This is a genomic window from Dyella sp. CR10, from assembly GCF_055814425.1.
On record NZ_CP185986.1, the window covers coordinates 2,301,385 to 2,324,941 of the forward strand.

Genomic DNA, 23,557 nt, shown 5'->3' on the forward strand with positions numbered 1-23,557 from the left:
GCCTCAGCTGCGGAAGATGTCGAACGGCTCGATGCGCAGCACCCGGCGCACGCCGATATAGCTGGAGATCGCCGCGATCGCCAGCACCATGGCCAGACCAAGGGCGAGATTGGTGAAGGTGATCGTCGCGGCGTAGTCCGGAATGCGCAGGCGCGCCACCCCGATCAGCAGCGCGCACAACCCCACGCCAAGGCCGTAACCGGTCAGGCTGGTGAAGGCGACCTGGAAAAGGATCATGTAGACCAGTTCGCGCCCCTTGGCACCGATCGCCTTGAGTGCGCCGAACTTGTCCAGATTTTCCAGGATGAAGGTGTAGAACGTCTGCGCCGAAATCGACAGCCCGACGATGAAGCTGATGATGGTCATCAGCATGATGTTGGTGCCTACGCCGGTCTGGTACTTGTAGAAATCGGCGATGCGCTTGTCGAACTCGTCGGCGGTCAGGGCCAGGTAGCCCAGCTTCGCCACTTCCCGCTTGATGCCGGCCACCGCCTGCTCGCTCTTGGGCTCCACCAGGATGTAGGACACGGTGAAGCGCGTGCCCGGCACGTACTCGATCGCGCGGCTGTAGGTGGTGTACAGCGTCGGGATGCCGAACAGGCCATAGGAAGCGACTTTCGCCACGCCCACGATCACGCCGCGATGATCGTTGAGCTCGAACTCGGTGCCGACATCGGGCTTGCCGAGCTTGACGAACTCGGCATCGTCCACCGCGATGAAGGCATTGTCGGCGTAGATATCCTGGATGTTGCCCCGCTTCAACGCCGGGCGGCCGTACAGGCTGGTGTCATCCAGCCCGATCACGCTCACCGCCTGGTAGCCGCCGTTGCGCAGCTTGACCAGCGCGCCGCCGGTGTACAGCGGCACGGCATAGCGCACGCCGTCGACGCTGCGCACCGCGTCCAGCAGGTAGTCGGGCATGGGAATGGTATTGGCCACGGTGTTCACTGCCGGGTCCATTACCCACATCCTGGCTCCGATGTTGGCGACGGTGGAGGAAGAACGGATCAGGATGCCGGCGAACATCGACGTCATCTGCACCATCAGGAACGCGGCGAAGGTGATCCCCGTCAGCAAGGCGGAGAATTTGCCGCGGTCGTTGACCAGCAGCTTGTAGGCAAGCAGGAACAGCCCTCCGCGCTTCATCGCCGTCCCTCCGCCAGCGGCGCCACATCCGGCGCGTTCCACCAGCCGCCGCCCAGCGCGACATAGAGCGCCACGGTGTCCTGGTAGCGCAAAGCCTGGCCCTGCACGAAGGCGAGCCGTGCCTGGTGGTACTGCAGATCGGCGTTGAGCACGTCCAGGTAGCCGGCGACGCCTGCGCGGTAATTCGCCTGCACCAGCGCCAGCGATTCGCCCGCCGCATGCATCGCTTCCTGCTCGGCCTGCACTGCTTGCGCATCGTGCTCCAGGGCGGTGAGCGCATCGGCCACCTGGGCGAACGCCGCCAGCACCGCCTGGCGGTAGAGAGCCAGCGCGCGGCGCTGCCCTTCGAGCGCCGCCTTGCGGCCGAACCAGGCCGAACCGCCCTGGAAGACCGGCCAGTCGGCCTCCGCGCCGGCGCTCCAGAAGCGGTTCCTGGCCGCGTCCAGCGAGCCGAACGCGTTACTTCCGCCGCCATAGCTGCCGCTGAGCGAGAAGCGTGGAAATAGCGCCGCCGTCGCGACGCCTACCTGCGCTGTCGCGACGTGCAGCTGGGCTTCGGCGACAAGAACGTCCGGTCGCTGACGCACCAGCGCAGAAGGCAGGCTGAGCGGAAGCTCGTCGGGCAGGCGAAGTGAGGACAGGCGAAAGGCAGGCACGGGTCCGCGCGCCGGCGCGCGACCGAGCAGCGCCGCGAGCAAGTGGTCGGCCTGGTCCCGCCGTTGACGCAAGCCGGGCAGCGTCGCTTCGGTCGCGGCCAGTGCCGCGCGCACGGCCCACACCTGCGACTCCGGTGTGGTGCCGGCCTTGGCACGGGCCTGCGTGATCGCCAGCTGGTCGCGTTGCAGTCCAGCCAGCGCTTCGGTGACCTCGATCTGTTCGGCATAGGCGGCGCGAGCCAACGCGGTATTGGCGAGATTGCCGGCCAGCGCGAGTTCCGCCGCGAGCAGCGCATAGCGCTGGTAGTCGCGCTGTGCGGCGAGCCCTTCCACCGCGCGCCGCTGTCCACCGAACACGTCCAGCGCGTAATCGATGGTGGCGCCCAGCGTGAACAGGCTGAACACGCTGCCCGCGCCGCTCAGGCCGTTGCGCGCCGGCAGGCTGCGCTGGCGCGAAGCCGCCAGCCCGACGCCTGCCTGCGGAAAGAACACGCCATAGCCGGCGCGCAGTTCGTCCTGGCTCTGGCGCAGGGTCGCCTGCGCCGCATCGAGCCCGGGATTGGCCGCCAGGCCTTCGCGCACCCATGCATCGAGTTCGCGCGAACCGAACAATCGCCACCAATCGGAAGTGACTGGAGCACCCGGATCGATGTGCTGTGTCTGCCCTGCCCCATCCATCACGGCCGCCGCCATGCCGGCGGGAACGTATGCCGTCTCCGCGGGAGGCGACGGACGCACGAAGTCCGGCCCCACCTTGCATGCGGCCAATGCCAGGGAAGTGGCGATGACCAGCGCGCGCGGGCTATTTCTCGCCCACATAGACGTCCACCAGCTGACCCGGGTAGATGCGCAGCGCGCCCGGACGGCGAAAACGGAACACTACCGGCAGCACCCGCAGGTCCACGCGTTCCTGACGTTGATCGGCAAGCTGGATCTTCGGCGATACGTACGGCTGCACGCGCACGAATTCCAGCGGGATCTTCTGGCTGGTGCCGCGCACGGTCATTTCCGCGCGGATGCGCCCGGGCGGCGGCAGGCGGTCCACCAGGATCTCATCGATGTAACAGCGCACGGCGAGGTAGTCCTGCGGCGTGCCCATCACCAGCAGCGGCTTGAAGGCCTGCGTGTAGCTGTCGTAGGCGCCCTGGGTGGAGACGTAGCTGCCCTCCGCCGCGTTGACGGCCAGCACCACGCCGTCGGCCGTGGCGCGCAGGGTGTACTTGTCCAGCAGCGCGTGCGATGCCTCGTAAGCCTGACTGAGCGCCGCATACTGCAACTGCTGGTTGTCGATGTCGTAAGCCCAGGCGCCGGCGCGGGTCAGCTCGTACTGGCGTCGCGCGACCTGCAGCGACGCATCCGCCGCGTGCAGTGCATTGGCGGCGTTGTCCAGCGCATCCTGGCTGATCGAACGCGGCTCGGCTTCGTGCGAGCGCCGCAGCTTGTCGAACTGATCGCCCGCGGTCTTGCGCGCGGCTTCGGCCAGCGTCACCTGCGCCCGGACCACGGCGAGGGTTTCCGGCCGCGGCATCGCCTTGAGCTCGCGCAGCAGCGCTTCGGCCGCGTTGGCCTGCTGCTTCTGCTGCTCCGCCGCGGCGCGCTGCACCGAATCGTCGAGCTCGACCAGCGGCGCGCCGGCCTTCACCCGGTCGCCTTCGCGAACCCGCACGCGCACCACGCGACCGGGCACTTCGGGATAGATGTTGATGTTCTCGCCGCTGCCCAGGTCGCTCTCGACGATGCCATTGGCGAAGATGCCGTGTTCGTACGGGTTGGTCGCAGGCGTGAACTGCGGCGGCTGCGTCTTGTTGGGAAGCGCCGACCACACCGCGCTTGCCACGGCCACCAGCAGGCCGATGCACGAAAAGACGAAGATCAGGCGCGAACGGTTCATGCCGGCGCGCGCTCGTAGCCGCTGATGCGGCCGTCTTCCATGTGCATGATCCGGTCGGCGAATTCGAAAATGCGTGCGTCGTGGGTGACGATCAGGATGCAGCGATCCGCCGCCAATACCTGGCTGCGCACGAACTGCATGATGTTGCGGCCGGTATCGCCATCCAGCGAGGCGGTGGGTTCGTCCATGATCAGAAGCTTCGGCCGCCCCGCCAAGGCGCGCGCTATCGCCACACGCTGCTGCTCGCCGCCGCTCAGCCGCGGCGGCGGCAACGCGCCGCGATTGGCCAGCCCGACCACCGCCAGATCCTGCCGGCTTTCGGCGATGGCATCCTCCCAGCCGCGGTGCCGCAGGATGAGCGGAATGGCTACGTTCTCCTCGGTCGTGAGCCGGGGAAACAGGTGGTAATCCTGAAACACGAAGCCGATGGTGCCCAGGCGGAATTCGGCGAGGTCATCGGCATCCAGGCTCCACAGGTCGCGTCCCTCCACGGCGACCTGCCCGGCGCTGGGGCGCAGAATGCCGGAGATCATGCTCAGCAACGTGGTCTTGCCGCTGCCGGAAGGACCCACGATGAACAGCATTTCCCCGAAGCGGACTTCGAAGCTGACGCCATTGACCGCGACGGTCCTGGCGTCGCCTTCGCCGAACCACTTGCTCAGGTCGCGGGCGACGATCGCTGCAGTGCTCATGCCTGCACCCTAGTGATGTGCCGGAAAGCCGGATTTGACCGGCATCAATGGCCCGCCGGATGGCTCTTCGCGACGCCGTGCCGGCCTCTCCGCGCGGCGAAGAGCGAGCAGTGAGGGCGCAGAAGCCGGCACACCCAGGGAGAGGTGCCGACTTCCAACGCTACGCCCTCGCTGCTCGCCCTTCGCCCAACCTCACACGCGCATGCCCGCCAGCTGGCGCAGTCCCGCGTCGTCCAGCACGCGCACTTCGCGGCGCTCCACTTCGATCAGCCGCAGTTCGTCGAGGCGCGACATCACGCGGCTCACCGTCTCATGCTTGAGCGCGAGGAAGTTGGCCATGTCGGTGCGGCGCATGCGCAGGATGAAATGGCGCGCGCTATAGCCCATGCGCGCATAGCGCCTGGCCACGTCCACCAGGAAACTCGCCACGCGCTGCTCGGCGTTGAGCGTGCCGATGGCCAGCATCCAGGCGTGGTCGTTGCGGATCTCTTCGGCCAATGCGGCGGTGAGGCGCGCTTGCAATTCCGGCATCTCGCGGCAGGCGGCGAGCATGGCCGGGTATGGCAGTTCCCACACCTCGCCCGATTCCAGCGCCACCGCGCTGCAGGCGTGCTGTTTCAGTCCGATCGCTTCCACGCCGAGGAAATCGCCACGCATGCGGAAGCCGGTGACCTGGTCACGTCCATCGTCGGCAAGCTCCACTGTCTTCAGGCAACCGGATTGCACGAAATACACTGCCTGGAACGGCTGCCCGGCGTGGTACAGGTACTGACCCGTGGCCAGCTTGTGCCGCATCACCGGCACGTACCGGCGCAGTTGCTCGATATCCAGCCCGGCGAAAGCGGCTTCATGCGCAACCGATGGTGTATGCGCGGCCTGTGCGGCGATGGTTTCGGCTTGCATGCTCATGACGTTTCCCCTTGGCCTTGGTGGCATCTCCTGCCTTAGAAGAAATCGTAGGAGCGCTCTGTCACAGGGTGACGTCCGCATCGCAACGGTTTGTAACAGTGCGTAACGATGAGCGACACAAGCAGGGTTGACGTGGCTCAATGACACGAGGCGGCAGTTGCGCACACTGGCGTCGACTCCCCTCCCCGCCACCAGTCACCGAGCATGCGTCACTCCTCGCCTTTCCACGACATCGTCGCCGTCGAAGCCTGGGATGCCTGGTTTCGCTGGCGCGAGGAAGGACGGCTGCGCGATGTCTCCATCAACGACACCTGGCGGCGGGTAGCGCGCACCTTGTCGCGCGCCGAACCGGCCACACACCGGGCCGAGTTCGAGCAGCAGCTGCTCGACGCTCATCTCGGCTGGCGCCTGCTGCTGGACGAACGCATTGTGATCGGCGCCGGCACGACCGTGGCCATATGGCCGCAGGATGATCTGGTCGCCGTGCTGAATGCGGCGGTCTTCGTGCAATCGCCTTTCACGCCACGGGCCGGATTCCGGCACGAGGCCTTCGAACATGCCGCCGAGCTGGCGGTGCGCGCCTTGGACAATGCCGCGCAATTGGCAACGGTTCGCGACAACCTCGGCGGCGCACGCTTGCGCATCGGCCTGATCGGCCTGGCCGACGCCCTGGCCCAGCTGCGCCAGCCATACGGCAGCGCCGCCGGTCGCTGGACCGCCGGCACGATCGCACGCAGCCTGGCGCGCGGCTGCTTGCGTGGCAGCCTTCAACTGGCCACGGATCGCGGCTCGCCCTTCGCGCTGAAGGATGCTCCGGCGTTCGGCCATCGACTGCGCGAGCTGCTGCCGGAGCGGATCGATGACGCACAGCGCCATGGCCTGCGCCACCTCCAGCTGACGGCCATCTCGTCGCAGCGGCGCCTGGCCCTGCTCGCCAACAACGTCACCGATGCGATCGATCCGCTGCTGTCGCAAGGGTATGCCCACATCATCTCGGGGGCCGATGCCGTCCGCTCGGCCTGCTCGGCCGGCTATGCCCTGACGCTCGCGCAACGGCTGGGCGCGCGCCAGGACATGCACGATCTCATGGACGATCTGGTCTCGCTCGGCGTCGAAACGCAGATCAACATGCGCGCTGCCATCCAGCCGTCGATCGATGCGCCCATTCTCTATCCGCTGGTCGAGCATGCCTCGCCGGAAACCCTCAAGGCCGCCGTGGCGGCGGTCCACGGCTGAAGCGTCATTCGATGCCTCAGCGGTGCGGCGCGAGCATGGCCTTGCGTTGCGCGGTGTAGGCCCACCAGGGGCGCGCCTCGGCGCCATTCATGAAATCGTGCGCGGCGAGGAACACGTCCAGCACGCACGGGTCGTGCCGCTTGCCCATCGGCGTACGCAACTGCTCATAGGCCTGCAAAGGCCGCATGCGCTTGACGTCCAGCGGGGTGAGGATGCCCAGGCCGCGCAGGTCGCCGGCGAGGGACGGGCCGATATTGGGGATGTCTTCGAGCTTGCGGGCTTCGCCGGCGCAGGTGGCTTTCATGATCCGAAGGCTCCTTGAAGCTGTGGCGCACTGAAGCGCGCGCGGTCGAACGAAGAGCGTGAGCGTATGCCGGATCGGGGCCTGTCGCCACTGCCTTGCCGGATCGCTCACGCGCGATCCACGGCCTCTGGACAGCCGCGGCGCGAAAGTAAAGCCACTTCCTTGCTGGAGAACCCGAGCCATGGCCGAGAACGGTTTCAAATGCGGCCATGCGCCGTGCAAATGCATGGTCGCCTCCGAAGGCCTGTATTGCAGCGACCACTGCCACAAGGCGGCGTCCAGTCATGTCCCTGAAACCCTCTGCGGATGCGGGCACCCGCCCTGCGGCACCGGCCCGCAAGCCCGACCCGAAGAACAGTCGGACGGTTGACGGCTGGATCACGCTGGCGCGATTTCTGCGCCGCTACGACAGCATGCTCGGCCGCGCGTCGCGCAGCGCGCGGCATCGGCGGCAATGTGCGGCGAAAGGCCCAAGCGGGAGGACTTGATCAGCGTCAATACCGCGTGGGTGCGGCGCGCCTAGGGTGGGTGGCGTACCTCCATGCCTACCGCGGGACTTAAGCCATGACCAAGCCGCAAACCGTGCCGAACGAAAATCTCCAGGCCATGTCGGATCTGGCCACGCAATCGCTGACCGCCATGTCCGGGGCGCTGACCGCCTGGATGCGCGATACGGGCAAGGTGCACGCCGAAGCGGTGCGCTTCCTCAACGAGCGTTTCGAAAAGGACATGGAGCTGCTCACCCGCTTCGCCCAATGCCGCAAGCCGGAAGACATCGCGACGCTGCAGAGCAAGGCGCTGGCCGCGCTCGTAAGCGATTACGTGCAGGAGAGCCAGACCATGTTCGGCCTGCTCGGCGCCCTGTCCTCGCACGGCATGGAACAGGCACAGAAGATGGTATCTCGCTCCGCGCCACGCTGACCGGCCACCTGGCGGGAGGCCGCCATGATCCAGACACGCCCGAGCCACCCATCGCCTACGCCGCCGGCGTTGATGGAGCATCTGCGCGACGGCACCACGGTCCGTATCCGCCCGCTGCTTCCGGCCGATGTCTCGCGCGAACAGGCCTTCCTCTCGCGCCTCACCGCCGAAGCGCTTTCTTACCGTTTCCTTGGCCTGATCAAGGACCGCGGCGCGGACACCGCGCGCGAGCTGACCCAGGTGGATACCTCGCGCGAATTCGTCCTGGTGGCGCTGGTCGGCGACGAACCGCAGGCGCGCGAGATCGGCGCCGCCTGCTACCGCTTGCACGACGACGCCACCCGTTGCGATTGCGCCGTGACGGTCGACCCGGCCTGGCAGCACCAGGGGGTCGGCCGCCTGCTCATGCATCACTTGATCGGCGTGGCGCGCGCGCAGGGCGTGCGCTGGATGTATGCGGTGGACGCGGTCCGCTGCGCAGGCGCGCACGCGCTGGCCGAGCGGCTGGGATTCCGCAGCCGTCCGGATCCGGAGGATCCGGCGGTCGTGACGTTCGAACTCGAACTGACATGAACAAGGCGCCGCACGCCACGCGCGCCCGGAGAGCGCATATGAGCCACACTTGGGTATTGATCACCGATGCCGCCAGAGCGCGGTTGTTCCAGATCGACGGGCGCGACGCCATGGCCGAGGTAGCCTGCCTCAGCAATCCGGAACGACGCACGGTCACGCACGACCGCGACCTCAACGACCGTCTGCCGCGCACCATCGAGAGCGGCAGCGCCCATCGCTCGGCGATCGAGCCGCATACCACCCTGCGCGAGAAGAGCGAACAGCAGTTCGCGCGCGCGGTGGCCGAGCGGCTGGAACATGACGCCGCGCGCCAGCAGTACGAACACCTGATCCTGGTCGCGCCCCCGCGTTTCCTGGGGGTATTGCGCGAGCATCTTCCCGAGGCGCTGCACCGGCGCGTGGTGGGCGAGATCCGCCACGATCTCGTCTCGGCAAGCACGCAGGAACTGAAGGAACGCCTGCAGGAGGCCTTTCCGCGCGAATTCCAGCGCCACCCGTCCTGATGCCATCGCCTGATTCGCCGTCGCCTGCTCTGATCACGCACCGGAGGTCCCGGTAACGCGACCGGGGGCACGGCGGCGGCCCGGCCTTGGACACGAAGCGACCGCTCGAAAACCATCCATGGCGCCGCAAGACCAGACACGACCCGAGCCCCCGCGCATGCTCCCGCGCAACGCCACCATCGCCGCCGCCTTCGACGAGATGGCCGATCTGCTCGAACTGCAGCAGGCCAATCCTTTCCGCATCCGCGCCTACCGCAATGCCGCCCGCACGCTCGCCGTGTGGCCGGAGGAAATGAGCAAGCGCCGTCAGCGCCAGGCGCCGATCGACGACCTGCCCGGCATCGGCGACGACCTCGCCGGCAAGATCGAGGAAATGCTCGATACCGGCCACATGAGCGCGCTGGAACGCCTGCGCGAGGAATTCCCGCCCGGCATCACCGCGCTGCTGCAAGTGCCAGGCCTCGGTCCCAAGCGGGTGCAGACGCTCTATCACGAGCTAGGCACCTACCTGCCCGCGCAGCTGCTGGAAGCCGCACGCGCCGGACGCATCCAGAAAATCCCCGGCTTCGGCAAGGTCAGCGAGAAACGCATCGCCGAAGCCATCGCCGCCCACCTGGAGCGCTCCACGCGCTGGCCGCTGGCGCGCGTCGCTGCCGATGTCGAAAACCTGCTGGCCTACCTGCGGGCGATTCCCGGGGTCGCCACGGTGGTGGTGGCGGGCAGCTATCGCCGACGGCGCGACACGGTGGGCGATGTGGACCTGCTGGCCGTGGCCCGCTCGGGCCGGACCGCCATCGACGGGCTATGCAGCTTCGAAGCGGCCGCGCGCGTGCTGTCGCGTGGCACCACGCGTGCCGGCATCGTGCTGGCCAATGGCTTGCAGGTGGATCTGCGGGTGGTGCGCCCGGCCAGCTTTGGCGCGGCTTTGGTGTATTTCACCGGCTCCAAGGCGCACAACATCGTGCTGCGGCGGATGGGTCAGGAACGTGGGCTGAAGATCAACGAATACGGCGTGTACCGCGGCGCGCGGCGCGTGGCCGGGACGACCGAAGCGTCGGTATACGCGGCGCTGGACTTGCCATGCATCCCGCCGGAATTGCGCGAGAACCAGGGCGAGATCGAGGCGGCGCGAGCGCACCGCCTGCCGCATCTGATCGAGCGCACGGATCTGCAAGGCGACCTGCACGCCCACACCGACGCCAGCGATGGCCACGAATCGCTCGCGCGCATGGCCGAGGCGGCGCGCGCCGCCGGCTTGCGCTACCTGGCCATCACCGACCACTCGCGCAGCCTGCACGTCGCCCATGGCCTCGACGCCCGGCGCCTGCACCAGCAGATCGATGCGATCGACCGACTCAACGAGCGGCTGCGCGGCGTCGTGCTGCTCAAGGGGATCGAGGTGGACATCCTGCCGGACGGCAAACTCGATCTTTCCGACAGCGTGCTGGCGCGACTGGACCTGGTCGTCTGCGCGGTGCATTCGGCCTTCGAGCTGACGTCCGCGCGACAGACCGAACGGCTGTTGCGCGCGATGGATCATCGCTATTTCAGCATCCTCGCCCATCCGAACGGTCGCCTGCTCGGCACCCGCGGCCCATACGAATTCGACTTCGAGCGCGTGCTGGCGCATGCGCGCGAGCGCGGCTGCTTCCTGGAACTCAATGCGCAACCGGACCGTCTGGACCTGTTCGACACGCAATGCCGGCAGGCCAAGGGAGCCGGCGTGCCGGTGGTCATTTCCAGCGATGCGCATCGCGGCGAGGATCTGCGCTGGCTGGACGCCGGCATTGACCAGGCGCGCCGCGGCTGGCTGGAGGCCAGCGACGTGCTCAATACGCTGCCGTTGGCGCAGCTGCGCGTGAAACTCGCCGCCACCATGAGATGAGCTGCTTCAGGCTTCCGGCAACGCCGCCGCCAGATCCGCGCTCAGATCCACCATGGCGGTTTCGCCCGGCACGCTGTTGGTGGTGATCACGGCGGGCGCGCCGGCGTCGCGCAGGCGTGCCAGCGAGGTATCGGCGAACAGACCGTGCACGGCCACGCACAGGGGCGCGGGCCAGCCGGCGCCGCGCATGCCGGCGATACTCTCCAGCAACGTATGCCCGCTGGCGATGATGTCGTCCAGCAGCACGGGCTGGCGATCCCGCCACATCGAAAGATCCGGCAAGCTCACACGCACGTCGCGATCGCCGAAGCGCCGTTTGGCGGCCACCACCGCCGGCGCCTTGGCCAGCGCGGCGACGCGCTCCACCCATTGCGCGCTTTCCTCGTCGGGACCGATCAGCAACGGCCGTTGCACGTTGGCGCGCAACCATGCCGCCAGCGCGGGCGCAGCGGCGACCACACGGCCGCGCGGCAACCCCGCCTCGGCCAGGCTGTGATGGCGATGCAGGTGCGGATCCACCGTGACCAGCCAGTCGAAGCGTTCGTCCAGCAGGCGGCCGAAGATGCGCGAGGAAATCGCCTCGCCCGGATGGAAGCGTGCGTCCTGGCGCATATAGGCCAGGTAGGGCGCGACCAGGCCGACGCGCCCGGCACCGAGTTCGCGCAGCGTGGCGGCCGCCATCAACAGCGGCAGCAGCTTGTCGTCGGGATGGTCCAGCGTGCACACCATGATCGCCTCACCGCCGGCGGGCGGCGCGTCGACGCGCACCAGCGATTCGCCGTCGGGAAATCGATGGACCTCCAGCGCGTGGCGCGGCAACCCGCGCCAGCCCGCCAGCGCATCGGCCAGCGCCTGGTTGCCCGGCATGGCGTAGACCGCCCGGTTCATGAGCACGCCGCCACGGTGACGATGCACGGATGGCGCTGGACGTATTCCAGCGCGTAAGCCAGTTCGCCGCGGCTTTGCGCATGCACGGTGAACATCGGCTGCCCCACTTCGATCCGGTCGCCCAGATGCGCGTGCAGCTCCAGTCCGGCCAGGGGCGACATCGGCGCGCCGGCGAGCTTGGCCGCGCGCGACAACTGCCGATTGTCGATCGCGCGTACGCGTCCGGACAGCGGCGCTACTACCGGATACTGCTGCGGCGCGCGTCCGGGCGTGCGCAGGCCGCCCTGGGCCTCGGCGATCTTCTGGAACTGATCCCACGCGGCACCGCTGTCCAGCGCCTGGGTTGCCATGGCGCGCGCGCCAGCCTTGTTGCGTGTGACGCCGGCCAGCTGCAGCAGCGTGGTGGCCAGCAGCAGAGCGCGCTCACGCAAATCGGACGGCGCGTCCGCGTCGCGGCGCAGCACGGCCAGGACGTCGTGCGCTTCCAGCGCCGGACCCACGCCACGGCCGATCGGCTGGCTGCCGTCGGTGATCAGGCACTGCGCGCGCATGCCGAAATCGGCCGCCACGCGCAGCAAGCCATCGGCCAGCGAGTTGGCCTGGGCCAGATCGCGCACCTTGGCGGTGGGGCCGACGGGAATATCGATCAGCACATGGGTCGAACCGGCGGCGATCTTCTTGGACAGCACCGATGCCACCAGCTGGCCTTCGCTGTCGATGTCCAGCGCACGCTCGATATGGATCATCACGTCGTCCGCCGGGCTCAGACCGATCGAACCGCCCCAGGCGAGGCAGCCTCCGGTGCGCTCGACCGTACGGCGCAGCTGCTCCAGCGTCAGCTCCACCGGCGCCAGCATCGCCATGGTATCGGCCGTGCCGGCCGGCGAGGTGATCGCGCGCGAGGAGGTCTTGGGCATCACCAGGCCCAGCGAGGTGACGATGGCCACCACGATGGGCGTGGTGCGATTGCCCGCGAGGCCGCCGATGCAATGCTTGTCCACCACCACGTCGTAGGGCCAATGCAGGTGGCTGCCCGTGGCGACCATGGCGCCGGTGAGCGCGCTGACTTCCTGCGACGCGAGATGGCCGTTGGCGCAGGCGGTGACGAACGCGGCGAGCTCCAGCCCCGAATAGCGGCGGGCCGCCACGTCACGCATGATCGCCTGATACGACTGGGCGCTCAGCGCCTGGCCGTGGATCTTGGCGCGTACCAACGACAGCGATTCCACGCTGGCCGGATGCGCGAATGTCGCCGATTCGCCCGGCTGCGGATGCAGATGCAGCCACGCCGGCTCCGACAGCCCGGCCTCTTCGGCGGTCAGCATCGCGTCGCGCACCATGTTCAGGCGGGCCACCAGCTGGCGGCCGCCGATACTCACCTGCACGCGGCTGTGCGCGCCGAAACCCTCCGCGCGGCAGATCGGCGATCCTTCATGCAGGTACACCACGTACTCATCGCCGGTGTCGATGCCGATGCGGCGCAGGCGCTCGAAGGACAGCGACGGGCGCGGCACTTCCGGCGGATGCTCCGTCGGCATGGGGCATGCGGCGCCCTGCTCCGCCGGCGATGCCTGGTCAGCGCGGCTCATGATCGAACAGCGGATCGACGATGAGGGCGCGCGCAAGGCTCTCCATCAGTTCGGCCATGGCGGCAATGACATCGTCGGCGGTGACGATGCCGACCAGCGCGCCGGTGGCGTCCACCACCGGCAGGCGGCGCAGGCCGCTGCCGCGCATGATGGCGATCAATTCGGTAAAGGTGCTGTCGTCGCGGCAGATCACCGGCGGACGCGCCATCACGCTGGCGACCGGGGTGGTATCGGGATTGCGGCCGAACACGAGCGTGGCGGTCATCACGTCGCGCTCGGTGATCACGCCCAGCGGCGGACCGGGCGAACGCGCGTCATCGACCACCACCAGGCAGCTGACCTGATGACGGTGCATGATGTCCGCCGCCTCGCGCAGGCTCTGCGCCGATTCGGCCTGGATGACCCGCGCGGTGCCGATGTCTCTGGCCAGCATGGTGGCGCTCCTCGTCCGACTTCGCGTAACCCGGCACTCCGCTTGCATCAATGCACCGTGATGCGGTCGACCACGTTCTGCACGCCCGGCGCGCTCCACGCGGCCTGCTCGATCGCGTCGCGCTCGCTGAGCGAATCGACTTCTCCGCTGAGCGTGACGGTGCCGTGGTCGACGGCAACGTCGATGTGCCGTGTGTGGCGATGCGCCTGCCGCTGCAGCGCCGCTTCGATTTGGCCTTTGATGCCATGCACGGTGACCGACGGCTTGACCGCGATCAGATTGATCACATCCTTCACGCCGAGCAGGCCGGACACGCAGTCCCTGGCGACCTTGCGCGCATAGGCCCACGGCACGTCGCCGGTAAGGGTGACACGGCCGGCTTCGACCGCGACCTTCACGCTGCCCTGAGGAATGGAGGCATTCCATTCGATGGCACGGGTGGCCGCATCGGCGATGTCGGCGTCGGTGCGATGGTGGTTGCCGGACAGCTCCACCGCCAGCTCCACTGCCACGCCGCGCACGCCGGCCACGCGCTGGGCGGCCCGCTCTGCCGCGTACTTCTCCATGTAGCCGCCAACGGTACCGGCCAGGGTGACGATGCCGTTGTCCACCTCGACGCCGATGCGGCTGGCCTGCACGGCCGGCTCCCAGTTCAGTTCGTCTATGACGTCCTTCTGCAGTTGCCCGTCGGTGCGCATGGCCGGCCTCCGTCGTTCTGATGCGGCCTAGGTTGCGCAAAGCGCAGCGCCAGCGTGTTGACGCAGATCAAACGCGGAACGCCGCCTGCGGCAGGTCAGCGGCGAAATAGCGCCAGCACCAGCTCCACCGCGATCAGCACGATGATGGTCACCTCCAGCAAGCCGGCGCGGCTGACCGAGGCCTCGTCGTACAGCGCGGCGTAGGTGTCGCGCACGATCGCCAGCTTGCGGTCCACCGCCGCGCCGAGCGCAGGCACCCCGAACAGTTGCAGCGTGGTGGTGTAGACGCGAGCCAGGTAGGGGTGACCGGTAACCTGCAGGGCGTTGTCCACCTTCTCGGTCAGCTCGGTGACCTCGGCGACCAGCGTGTACAGGCGCCGCGCCAGGCGCGAGAGCTGGCCCGGCGCGAACAACGGCGAAAGCCCGCGGGTACGCGCCACCAGGCCGTACATGCGCGGCAGCTCGGCATCGAGCAGTGCGCTGTAGTAGCGCAGCTCCAGCAGCTGGGCGTTGGCCACTTCCAGCACGGCGGCCACGCCGGCATCGCCGTCGGGCTGGTAGAGAAAAGCACGGTCGCGGGTGATCACCACGCAGTCGTCGGCGCGGTAGGCGAAGGCATGGCGAAGCAATGCCTCGCGCGTATCGACCGACAGCGGGCGGGCATCGGCGGCGAGCAGCGGCACCAGATCCATCGCCTGGCGCAGATCGCCGTGCGGCGGCTCGGCGAAGGCATCGACAACGAGCAATTGGTAATCCTCCTGGATCACCGAACTGCCTGGCCGCACCAGTGCGCCCGCCAGGCGCGCTTTCACTCGCTCCAGCAGCGCGGCCCACGGTGCCGCGGGCTTGCCCAGCGCCGTGGCTTCCTCGATCTGCCGCGCGAACTCGACGAAGGCCGGCCAAGACATGTCCTGCGCGGCGAAGCTGATCGACAGGGTAATGGCGCCGAAGTCGTACAGATGCGCGGAAACGGCCCCGGCCAGGCGCTGCCCGGCCACCTCGATGTCCACCGGCTCCAGCGCCAACCGCAACGGCGGCACGCCGAAGGTCAGCGAACCGGGGCGCTCCTCCGTCGCGGACAGGTCCGCGCAGAGCGCGCGCGCCCGCTCCAGATCGATGGCATAGGCAAGGTCGAACAGGCGCTGCGCGACCACATGCGCGCGTCGCACCGCGGGCGGCTGCATGAGACCTTGTGCGTTCATGGCAGCAGCACCGCCGCACCTTGCAGGCGGCCGGCGCGCAGGTCGGCCAGCGCCAGGTTGGCGTCGGCGAGCGGATAGCGGTGCACGTGAGTCGACACCTTGGCGCGGGCCGCGGCGGCGAGAAACGCATGGCCGTCTTCGCGCGTGAGATTGGCCACCGAGAGCAGCCGGCGCTCTTCCCACAACAGGCGGTAGGGGAAGCTGGGAATGTCGCTCATGTGGATGCCGCCGCATACCACCGTGCCGCCTTTGCGCACGGCACGCAGCGCGGTGGGCACCAGCTCGCCGGCAGGCGCGAAGATGATCGCCGCGTCGAGCGGTTCCGGCGGCGCTTCGTCGGCAGCACCCGCCCACGCCGCGCCGAGCGAGCGCGCGTACGCCTGCGCTTGGCTATCGCCCGCACGAGTGAAGGCATACACCCGCCGGCCTTCGGCGCGCGCGACCTGCACCAGGATGTGCGCCGCCGCGCCGAAGCCGTACAGCCCAAGCGCCCTGCCCGCGCCGGCCAGGCGCAGCGCGCGGCCGCCGATCAGGCCCGCGCACAGCAACGGCGCGGCGAGCGCGGCGTCGGGATAGTCGCGCGCCGGCAGCGGCAGGCAGAACGCCGCATGGGCCAGCACGTGGGTGGCATAGCCGCCGTCGCGCGTGCAGCCCGTGAATTCCGGCGTATCGCACAGGTTCTCGCGGCCGTGCGCACAGTAGTCGCACACGCCACAGGCGCCGCCCAGCCAAGGCACGCCGACGCGGTCGCCGCACTTCCATGACGAAACGCCCGCGCCCACCGCCTCCACCACACCGACCACTTCGTGACCGGGCACCACCGGCAGGTGCGCCTGCGGCAGTTCGTCGTCGATCAGGTGCAGGTCGGTGCGGCACACGCCGCAGGCTTCCACGCGCAGGCGTACCTCGCCGGGGCCGGGTACGGGATCCGGCCGTTGCTCCGCTACCAGCGGCGTGCGCGGATGTCGCAGGACCATCGCGAGCATGTTCCCGGCGCTCCTCTCATCCGGCCTGGCGGTGGCCATCGCGCCGCAGCAGCGGCAACAGGATCGCGAGCGTCAGCGCCGCGAAGCCGGCACCGGCGAGAAACGTGGCACGCGAACCGTATGCGCTCCACAGCCCGCCGGCAATCACGCTGGCAGCCAGCACAGCCAACCCTGCGACCAGATTGAACACGCCGAACGCGGTGCCACGCAGGTTCGCCGGCGCCACGTCCGCCACCAGCGTGGACAGCAGGCCTTGCGTCACGCCCATGTGCAGCCCCCACAACACGATGCCGACGGCCAGGCCAGGCAATCCGCCGGCAAAGGCCAGGCACAGGTCGGCGGCGATCAGCAGCGCGAGACCCGGCGGCAGTAGCGCGGCGCGCCGCATGCGGTCGGCCAGGACGCCGACCGGATAGGCGGTCACGGCATAGGCGATGTTCATCGCCACCAGCACCGCCGGCACCCAGGCCAGTCCGAGACCCAGCTCCTTCGCGCGCAGCACCAGGAAGGCCTCGCTGAAGCGCGCCAGCGTGAATACCGCCGACACGCCCACGATCCACCAGTAGCGCGCCGGCAACCGTCCTAGTTCGCGTCGCCAATGCAGGCCTGCACCACGCAAGGCCGCGGGCCTTTCGGCCGGCTCGCGCACCACGAAAGCGATCAGCGCGAACGCGGCCAGGCCCGGCAGCACGGCGGCCCAGAACACGGCGCGGATATGGTTGGTCAGCCACATCAAGGCGATCGCCAGCGCCGGACCGATGAACGCACCGGCGGTATCCAGCGATTGGCGCAGCCCGAACGCGGCGCCGCGCAGGCCCGGCGGCGCGATATCGGCCACCAGCGCATCGCGCGGCGCGCCGCGGATGCCCTTGCCGATGCGATCGATGAAGCGCGCCGCGACCACCCAGCCGATGCTGGTGGCGAGCGGGAATACCGGCTTGGTGAAGGCCGCCAGGCCATAGCCGATCGCCGCGAGCAGCTTGCGCCGCCCCAGCCAGTCCGACAGCGCTCCGGAAAAGATCTTGGTGATGGACGCGGTGGCTTCGGCGACGCCCTCGATGAAACCCACGGTGAGCGTCGAGGCGCCGAGCACGGCCACCAGATAGACCGGCAGCAAGGCATGGATCATCTCCGAGGAGACATCCATCAGCAGCGACACGAAGCCCAGCTGCCACACGCCCGCAGGCAGGCGTCGCCAGGCGCGCTCGCCGCCCGCGGATGTCAGGGGTTCCGCCATGCCGCTTCTCCCGCTCCTGTTGTGCCGCTGCGGATCATCGTTTTTCCGCGTGGCGCGAAACCCGTCCAGTGTGAACGCTCCGCGGTGAAACCGCCGGCAAGAGCTTAGGCGCGCCATGGCTCCGGCCGACTTGATCCACATCAACCCATGCCTGTCGCTCCCGGCCTCTAATGCATGTCGCGCAACGATGATCGGAACGGCAGTCATGCATACGCGCAGCACCACGCGGACGCACGAAACACGGCAACGGATCCTGGTGTGGGATCTGCCCGTGCGCCTGTCGCACTGGTTGATGGTGCTGTGCTTCGCTGGCGCCTGGCTGACGGCCGAAGAGGACGGACTGCGGCGTCTGCACGCGGTGCTGGGCTACACCATGGCGCTGCTGGTCGGCTTTCGCCTGTTCTGGGGCGTCATCGGCACGCGGCATGCGAAGTTCCGCAGCTTCGTGCGCGGACCGCGCGCGACGCTGCGCTACCTCGGGCAGATGCTGCGCGGCCACCCGCCTCACTACACCGGCCACAACCCGGCCGGCGCGATGGCGATCCTCGCGCTGCTGGCCATGACCCTGGCGGTGACGTTCTTCGGCTGGCTGGCCTACGACACCGGGACGAAATGGCCGGGCGAAACGCATGAAGTGCTAGCCAACCTGATGATCGCGCTGGTCGCCGCCCACGTCGCCGGCGCGATCGCGGGCAGCTGGCTGCATCGCGAGAACCTGATCCGCGCGATGTTCACCGGCCGCAAGCTGGGCACGCCGGACGAAGCGATCGCGCGACCGATGCTGCCGGTCGCACTGATCATGCTGGCCTGCCTGGCCGAATTCTGGTGGCTGGAGTGGGCCACGCATTGAGCGCCCGGATGAGCGGCCCACAGGAGAAACCCATGCTGGAATTCATCGTCGACGTCGAAGCGGACGAACATGCCTCCGCCACACTGCGTTTCGCCTTCGGCCTGGCTCGACAGCACGGCGCGCGCCTCACCGGCCTGCAAGTGGTGCAGCTGAGCCCTACCGCCATGCTGGCCATGCCCGATGCCATGCTGGTGCTGGACGAACTGGAGCTGACGGCACGCGGGCGGCGCGACTGGTGGCGCGACCTGTGCCGCCAACACGCCGTGCAAGGCGGCTGGGAAGCGCATCGCGGGCTCTACGAATCGGTGATCTCGCGGCGCGCCAGCCTGGCCGATCTGGTGATCGGCCGGCTCGCGCGCGAAGCGGCGCGGCTGTCTTCCGGCTTCAATCCGCTCGGCCGCGTACTTTCCACCGACGCGGCACCGATGCTGCTGGTACCCGAGCACTGGTCGGGCGACGATGGCGTACGCCAGGTGACGATCGCCTGGAACGGCTCCACCGAGGCCGCGCGCGCGGTACGTGCCGCCGCGCCGCTGCTGGCGCGCGCTGAAGAGATCGTGGTGCTCAATGGCGCCGCACGCACTCCCGCCAGCGACAACCGCATCCCGCTGGCGCTGGACAACTGGCTGGAGCGCCAGGGTGTCACGGCGCAATGGGAAGTGCTGGACGAGGACGACGACCACGGCCAGGTCATCCATCAGCACGCGCTCGGCCGCCGCGCCGATCTGCTGGTGATGGGTGCCTGGGGCCATTCGCGCCTCAACGAATGGCTGCTCGGCGGCGTGACCCGTCACCTGCTCCGCCATAGCGACATCCCGCTGCTGGTCGTCGAGAGATGACCGCGCCCGAACCGCCGCCCGGCTTTGGCCTGAGCGAGGCCGAGGCGCGCGAGCGACTGCTCCGCGACGGCCCCAACGTGCTGCCCGCCCATCGCCCGAAGTCGCTGTGGGCGATCGCGCGCGGCGTTCTGCTCGAGCCGATGTTCCTGATGCTGCTGTTCGCCGGCGCCGTGTACCTCGCGCTGGGCGAGCGCAGCGATGCGCTGTTCCTGCTGCTGTCCGTGCTGGTGATCGTCGGCATCACGCTGGTACAGGAACGCAAGACGCAGCGCGCGCTTGAGGCCCTGCGCGATCTCTCGGCGCCGCAGGCGCACGTGATCCGGGACGGCCTCGAACGGCGCGTGCCCGCCGCCGAGGTGGTGAGAGACGATGTGCTGGTTCTGCGCGAAGGAGACCGCGTGGCGGCCGATGCGATACTCCTGGACGGCCATCTCGAAGCGGATGAATCGCTGCTCACCGGCGAATCCGCGCCGGTGGTGAAAAGCGCCTCCGTCGCGAGCCGTGCGATCTTCGCCGGCACCGTCGTGACGCGCGGCCGCGGTACCGCACGGGTGGTCGGCGTGGCCAGCGAAACGGCCATCGGCCGCATCGGCAAGGCGCTGGCCGATACGGTGGAAACCGTATCGCCGCTGCAAAAGGCGTCGCGCGGGCTCATCCGCAACTTTGCGCTGGCGGCCGTCGCCTGTGCGGTCGGGCTGACCTTGCTCGACTGGCTTTGGGACGGACATACCCTGCTCGACAGCCTGCTCGCGGGCGTGGCCCTGGCCATCGCGATCCTGCCGGAAGAGTTTCCGGTGATCCTCACCGTGTTCCTTGCGCTCGGCGCATGGCGCATCGCCAGGCACAAGGTGCTCGCACGGCGCATCGCCGCGGTCGAGACGCTCGGCGCGATCACCGTGCTGGCCGTGGACAAGACCGGCACGCTCACGCAGAACCGGATGACCGTCGCGGAGCTCCACGCAGGCGACGACCACATGGCGGCCGGCGATGCACCGCTTCCGGCGCCGTTCCGTGAGCTGGCCAGGCTGGCTTTGCTGGCCACGCCGGCAGGCTCGGCCGACCCGATGGAGCAGGCGATCCGCACGTTCGCCGCCAGTCATCTGGATGCACGCGATTTTGCGCTCGCCGACAACGCAGCGAAGGAATACGCGCTGACGCCGGATCTGCTCGCGATGAGTCGCATCGCACCACTCGATCAGGGCCGGTACGCGATCGGCACCAAGGGCGCCCCCGAAGCGGTCATGGAACTGTGCGGGTTGAACTCGGCCGAACAGGAAAGCTGGAACCGCCGCCTGCACGCGATGGCCGCCCGCGGCATGCGCGTCCTTGCGGTGGCCGGTGCCGATAGCCACCAAGCCTCCTGGCCCGACACGCAGCGCGGCTTGCATCTGCGCTTCGCAGGCCTGCTGGGCCTGATCGATCCGCCGCGCGCGGAAGCCGCGGCGGCCATGGCCGAATGCCGCGCCGCGGGCATCCGCGTGATGATGATGACCGGCGACCATGAAGTCACCGCGCGCGCCATCGCCATGCAAGTCGGCCTGAGCCAGGCGCCGCGGTTGATGTCGGGCAGCGAACTGGAGTCGCTCGACGACGAACGGCTGGCGGCAAGACTGGCCACCGTGGACGTATGCGCGCGCGTGCAGCCCACGCAAAAGCTGCGTCTGGTACGCGCGCTGCAGCGGCGCGGCGAGGTGGTCGGCATGACCGGCGATGGCGTGAACGACGCTCCCGCGCTGAAAGCGGCCGACGCCGGCGTGGCGATGGGCGGTCGCGGCACCGACGTGGCGCGCGCGGCGGCGGCGCTGATCCTGCTGGAAGACGATTTCGCCAGCCTGGTGGCCGCGATCCGCCAGGGACGGCGCATCTACGACAACATCGTCAAGGCGATCCGCTTCGTGGTGGCGGTTCACGTACCGGTCGTGGTGCTCGCGCTGCTGCCGAGCCTGCTGCATTGGCCGATCCTGCTGATGCCGCTGCAGATCGTGCTGCTGGAACTGCTGATCGATCCGGCCTGCTCAATCGTCTTCGAAGCGGCACCCGCGTCTCCCCGCATCATGTCTCGCCCGCCGCGGGCCATCGGCGACTCGCCATTTCGTCTGGCCAACCTCGGCTACGGCGCAGCGCAAGGCGCCGGCCTCGCCGCGATCCTGGCGGTGTGCTACGGCGCCGTGCTGACCGCGCGCGAATCCGCGGCGCTGGCGCGCGGCATCACATTTGTCGGGCTGACCATCGCGGTGCTGCTGCTCACCTTGGCCAACCACCAGCCGACGCTGCCGCTGTGGCGTGCCGCATGGCGCGAAAATCCCTGGCTGCCGCGATTGCTGGGCGCGGGCCTGCTCATGCTGGCGGCGATGGCCGCGATGCCGCCGTTGCGCACGATTCTCGGCCTGCAGCCATGGGATAGCGAAACCCTTCTTCTCGTTCCGACGCTCCTGTTGGCATCCGTCGTGTGGCTGGAGATCGTCCGGCGCGTCGTGCGCCGCTGGCGGCCGTCGCTTACCGAAAGCTGACGCGGGCCTTGATGCAGATCAACACGATCCAGGCCCTCCTCCGCTTTGATGACGGCAGGCGCGCGAAGGCGAGGAGGAGCAAGCCGCATGAAGATCCTGCTGCTCGTGGACGGAAGCGTCTACAGCACGCGCGCCGCCCGCTACCTGGTCAAGCATTGGCCCGCCGACGCCATGGTGACATTGCTCAATGTCGATGCACCGCTGCGCGAGTCGATCGCCGGCCGGCTGGACACCGACAGCGTGGCGCGCTTCCACCTGGACAACGGTATCGCCGCCCTCAAACCTGCCCGGCGCGTGCTGGCCAAGGCAGGACACGTGTTCGACGAACGCCTGCTGGTCGGCGACCCGGGCACCGAAATCCTGCGCCTGGCGCAACGCGGCCGCTATGACCTGGTCGTGATGGGTTCGCACGGCCGCGGTGTGCTGAAGAGCCTGTTTCTCGGCTCGGTGGTGGTGAAAGTGCTGTCCGGTTCGCGCGTACCGGTGCTGGTGGTGCGCTGAGGCGCCCATGTTCAGCCATCTGCTGGTGCCCATCGACGGCACGTCCGCGGGACTGGAGGCGGTGGATGCCGCCATCGCCATCGCACGCCTGTGCAAGGCGCGCATCCATCTGCTTCACGTGATCCCGTCGTTCCCCGCCATCGCCTATCTGGCCGAACGCGTGCACGCCACGCGCGAGCTGTACGAGCAGGAGGCCAGCGCCCGCGCCATCCTCTGGCTGGGCGAGGCCCGCGAACACGTGCTCAATGCGGGCGTGCCCTGCGAGGGCAGTTACACCTTCGCCCCGCATCTTCATGAGGCCATCGCCGATACTGCCCGCGACTATGGTTGCGATCTGATCGTGATGGCCTCGCCGCTGCGCGAAGGGCTCTCGCAGAGCTTGTTCACAAGGCAGGCGCAGGCCGTGATGCAGGCTGCCGACATTCCCGTGCTGGCCTGGCGCTGATCCTATGTCCGATGCCATGGAAGCGCACCCGAGCCCTCGCTTCCCGCTGCTACTGCTGGCGGCGTTCGTCGCGATCTGGATCGCGCTGGCGATCGCGCCGCTGTACCGCCAGGACTGGCTGCTGGAAAACATGCTGGTGCTGATCGCCGTGCCGTTGCTGGTCTACGGTTACCGGCGGCTGCGCCTGTCCAACATGGCCTATCTGGCACTGTTCGGGTTCTTCGTGTGCCATGAGGTCGGCGCGCATTACACCTACTCCAAGGTGCCCTATGAGCAATGGCTTTCGCACGTCGGCGTGTCGCTGGCGTGGCTCGGCCGCAACAGCTACGACCGCCTCGTGCATTTTCTGTATGGCTTGTGGGTCACGCCCGCCGCCGCCGAACTGTTTGCGGCAGTAGCGCCGCCGCGCGGGCTCTGGCGCTGGATCCTGCCGGTTAGTTTCATCATGTCCCATTCGCTGCTTTACGAGCTGATCGAATGGGCCGCCGCCATGGCGTTCGGCGGCGACCTGGGCGTGGCCTATCTGGGCACGCAGGGCGACCCGTGGGACGCGCAGCACGACATGCTGGCCGCCACGCTGGGGAGCATGGTCGCCATGACGGTGCTGCTCATCGCCCGACGCGGCGAACTGGCGCCGAGGCGTGGCCTGGCGAGCTGAAGCAT

Annotated in this window: 24 protein-coding genes; 11 read left to right on the forward strand and 13 right to left on the reverse strand. The window is 68.6% G+C overall.

The window, feature by feature from the left end; translation table 11 throughout:
- Positions 1–3: 3 nt before the first annotated feature.
- The 5 genes from ACNR9O_RS10200 to ACNR9O_RS10220 form a co-directional block, all read right to left on the reverse strand.
- Positions 4–1,146 (reverse strand): ABC transporter permease, encoded by a 1,143-nt coding sequence (locus ACNR9O_RS10200; protein ID WP_473680911.1) that lies wholly within the window; start codon positions 1,144–1,146, stop codon positions 4–6.
- Positions 1,143–2,621: an efflux transporter outer membrane subunit gene (locus ACNR9O_RS10205; protein WP_473680909.1), complete on the reverse strand. Its 1,479-nt coding sequence runs from the start codon at positions 2,619–2,621 to the stop codon at positions 1,143–1,145. Before ACNR9O_RS10205 ends, ACNR9O_RS10200 begins: the two co-directional genes overlap by 4 nt.
- The gene (locus tag ACNR9O_RS10210) at positions 2,605–3,693 is read right to left on the reverse strand and encodes an HlyD family secretion protein (protein ID WP_473680907.1); all 1,089 of its coding nucleotides are present in this window, start codon (positions 3,691–3,693) and stop codon (positions 2,605–2,607) included. The genes ACNR9O_RS10205 and ACNR9O_RS10210 overlap by 17 nt, the downstream gene beginning before the upstream one ends.
- Positions 3,690–4,385, reverse strand: a complete 696-nt coding sequence (locus tag ACNR9O_RS10215) for an ABC transporter ATP-binding protein (RefSeq protein ID WP_473680905.1) — start codon at positions 4,383–4,385, stop codon at positions 3,690–3,692. Before ACNR9O_RS10215 ends, ACNR9O_RS10210 begins: the two co-directional genes overlap by 4 nt.
- A gap of 192 nt (positions 4,386–4,577) precedes the next feature.
- Positions 4,578–5,294, reverse strand: a complete 717-nt coding sequence (locus ACNR9O_RS10220; RefSeq protein ID WP_473680903.1) for a Crp/Fnr family transcriptional regulator — start codon at positions 5,292–5,294, stop codon at positions 4,578–4,580.
- Between the two features lie 204 nt (positions 5,295–5,498).
- On the opposite strand from ACNR9O_RS10220, the gene ACNR9O_RS10225 reads away from it, so the two are divergent.
- The gene (locus tag ACNR9O_RS10225; protein ID WP_473680901.1) at positions 5,499–6,530 is read left to right on the forward strand and encodes a hypothetical protein; all 1,032 of its coding nucleotides are present in this window, start codon (positions 5,499–5,501) and stop codon (positions 6,528–6,530) included.
- 16 nt (positions 6,531–6,546) lie between these two features.
- Here the strand turns inward: ACNR9O_RS10225 and ACNR9O_RS10230 are convergent, their stop codons facing one another.
- Positions 6,547–6,834 carry a helix-hairpin-helix domain-containing protein gene (locus tag ACNR9O_RS10230; RefSeq protein ID WP_473680899.1) on the reverse strand — a complete coding sequence of 96 codons (288 nt, stop codon included), beginning with the start codon at positions 6,832–6,834 and terminating at the stop codon, positions 6,547–6,549.
- Between the two features lie 564 nt (positions 6,835–7,398).
- On the opposite strand from ACNR9O_RS10230, the gene ACNR9O_RS10235 reads away from it, so the two are divergent.
- From ACNR9O_RS10235 to polX, 4 genes are all read left to right on the forward strand, one after another.
- Complete coding sequence (locus ACNR9O_RS10235; RefSeq protein ID WP_473680897.1) at positions 7,399–7,755, forward strand: phasin family protein; 357 nt, start codon at positions 7,399–7,401, stop codon at positions 7,753–7,755.
- 24 nt (positions 7,756–7,779) lie between these two features.
- Positions 7,780–8,328 (forward strand): GNAT family N-acetyltransferase, encoded by a 549-nt coding sequence (locus ACNR9O_RS10240; protein WP_473680895.1) that lies wholly within the window; start codon positions 7,780–7,782, stop codon positions 8,326–8,328.
- Between the two features lie 38 nt (positions 8,329–8,366).
- A complete protein-coding gene (locus ACNR9O_RS10245; protein WP_473680893.1) occupies positions 8,367–8,831 on the forward strand; it encodes a host attachment protein in 465 nt (154 codons plus the stop codon).
- Between the two features lie 157 nt (positions 8,832–8,988).
- Positions 8,989–10,716 (forward strand): DNA polymerase/3'-5' exonuclease PolX, encoded by a 1,728-nt coding sequence (polX, locus tag ACNR9O_RS10250; protein ID WP_473680891.1) that lies wholly within the window; start codon positions 8,989–8,991, stop codon positions 10,714–10,716.
- 6 nt (positions 10,717–10,722) lie between these two features.
- Here the strand turns inward: polX and ACNR9O_RS10255 are convergent, their stop codons facing one another.
- The 7 genes from ACNR9O_RS10255 to ACNR9O_RS10285 all read right to left on the reverse strand — a co-directional run bounded on the left by ACNR9O_RS10255 (position 10,723) and on the right by ACNR9O_RS10285 (position 17,749).
- Positions 10,723–11,604 carry a ribose-phosphate diphosphokinase gene (locus ACNR9O_RS10255; protein WP_473680889.1) on the reverse strand — a complete coding sequence of 294 codons (882 nt, stop codon included), beginning with the start codon at positions 11,602–11,604 and terminating at the stop codon, positions 10,723–10,725.
- A complete protein-coding gene (locus ACNR9O_RS10260) occupies positions 11,601–13,193 on the reverse strand; it encodes a thymidine phosphorylase family protein (RefSeq protein ID WP_473680887.1) in 1,593 nt (530 codons plus the stop codon). The genes ACNR9O_RS10255 and ACNR9O_RS10260 overlap by 4 nt, the downstream gene beginning before the upstream one ends.
- Positions 13,180–13,626: a CBS domain-containing protein gene (locus tag ACNR9O_RS10265; protein ID WP_473680884.1), complete on the reverse strand. Its 447-nt coding sequence runs from the start codon at positions 13,624–13,626 to the stop codon at positions 13,180–13,182. Before ACNR9O_RS10265 ends, ACNR9O_RS10260 begins: the two co-directional genes overlap by 14 nt.
- A 47-nt stretch (positions 13,627–13,673) precedes the next feature.
- A complete protein-coding gene (locus tag ACNR9O_RS10270) occupies positions 13,674–14,324 on the reverse strand; it encodes a BON domain-containing protein (RefSeq protein WP_473680882.1) in 651 nt (216 codons plus the stop codon).
- Positions 14,325–14,419: 95 nt separating this feature from the next.
- Entirely contained in the window at positions 14,420–15,526 is a 1,107-nt protein-coding gene (locus ACNR9O_RS10275) for a hypothetical protein (protein WP_473680880.1), read from the reverse strand.
- Positions 15,523–16,512 (reverse strand): zinc-binding alcohol dehydrogenase family protein, encoded by a 990-nt coding sequence (locus ACNR9O_RS10280; protein WP_473680878.1) that lies wholly within the window; start codon positions 16,510–16,512, stop codon positions 15,523–15,525. Before ACNR9O_RS10280 ends, ACNR9O_RS10275 begins: the two co-directional genes overlap by 4 nt.
- Before the next feature lie 16 nt (positions 16,513–16,528).
- Positions 16,529–17,749: an MFS transporter gene (locus ACNR9O_RS10285; protein ID WP_473680876.1), complete on the reverse strand. Its 1,221-nt coding sequence runs from the start codon at positions 17,747–17,749 to the stop codon at positions 16,529–16,531.
- Between the two features lie 205 nt (positions 17,750–17,954).
- On the opposite strand from ACNR9O_RS10285, the gene ACNR9O_RS10290 reads away from it, so the two are divergent.
- The 6 genes from ACNR9O_RS10290 to ACNR9O_RS10315 all read left to right on the forward strand — a co-directional run bounded on the left by ACNR9O_RS10290 (position 17,955) and on the right by ACNR9O_RS10315 (position 23,552).
- On the forward strand, positions 17,955–18,599 hold the full coding sequence (locus ACNR9O_RS10290) for a cytochrome b/b6 domain-containing protein (RefSeq protein ID WP_473680874.1): 645 nt from the start codon (positions 17,955–17,957) through the stop codon (positions 18,597–18,599).
- A 32-nt stretch (positions 18,600–18,631) separates the two neighbouring features.
- The gene (locus tag ACNR9O_RS10295) at positions 18,632–19,438 is read left to right on the forward strand and encodes a universal stress protein (protein WP_473680872.1); all 807 of its coding nucleotides are present in this window, start codon (positions 18,632–18,634) and stop codon (positions 19,436–19,438) included.
- Positions 19,435–21,948: a cation-translocating P-type ATPase gene (locus ACNR9O_RS10300; protein ID WP_473680870.1), complete on the forward strand. Its 2,514-nt coding sequence runs from the start codon at positions 19,435–19,437 to the stop codon at positions 21,946–21,948. The genes ACNR9O_RS10295 and ACNR9O_RS10300 overlap by 4 nt, the downstream gene beginning before the upstream one ends.
- 87 nt (positions 21,949–22,035) lie before the next feature.
- On the forward strand, positions 22,036–22,449 hold the full coding sequence (locus ACNR9O_RS10305) for a universal stress protein (RefSeq protein WP_473680868.1): 414 nt from the start codon (positions 22,036–22,038) through the stop codon (positions 22,447–22,449).
- Between the two features lie 7 nt (positions 22,450–22,456).
- On the forward strand, positions 22,457–22,894 hold the full coding sequence (locus ACNR9O_RS10310) for a universal stress protein (protein ID WP_473680866.1): 438 nt from the start codon (positions 22,457–22,459) through the stop codon (positions 22,892–22,894).
- Positions 22,895–22,898: 4 nt separating this feature from the next.
- A complete protein-coding gene (locus ACNR9O_RS10315; RefSeq protein WP_473680864.1) occupies positions 22,899–23,552 on the forward strand; it encodes a DUF2238 domain-containing protein in 654 nt (217 codons plus the stop codon).
- Positions 23,553–23,557 lie beyond the last annotated feature (5 nt).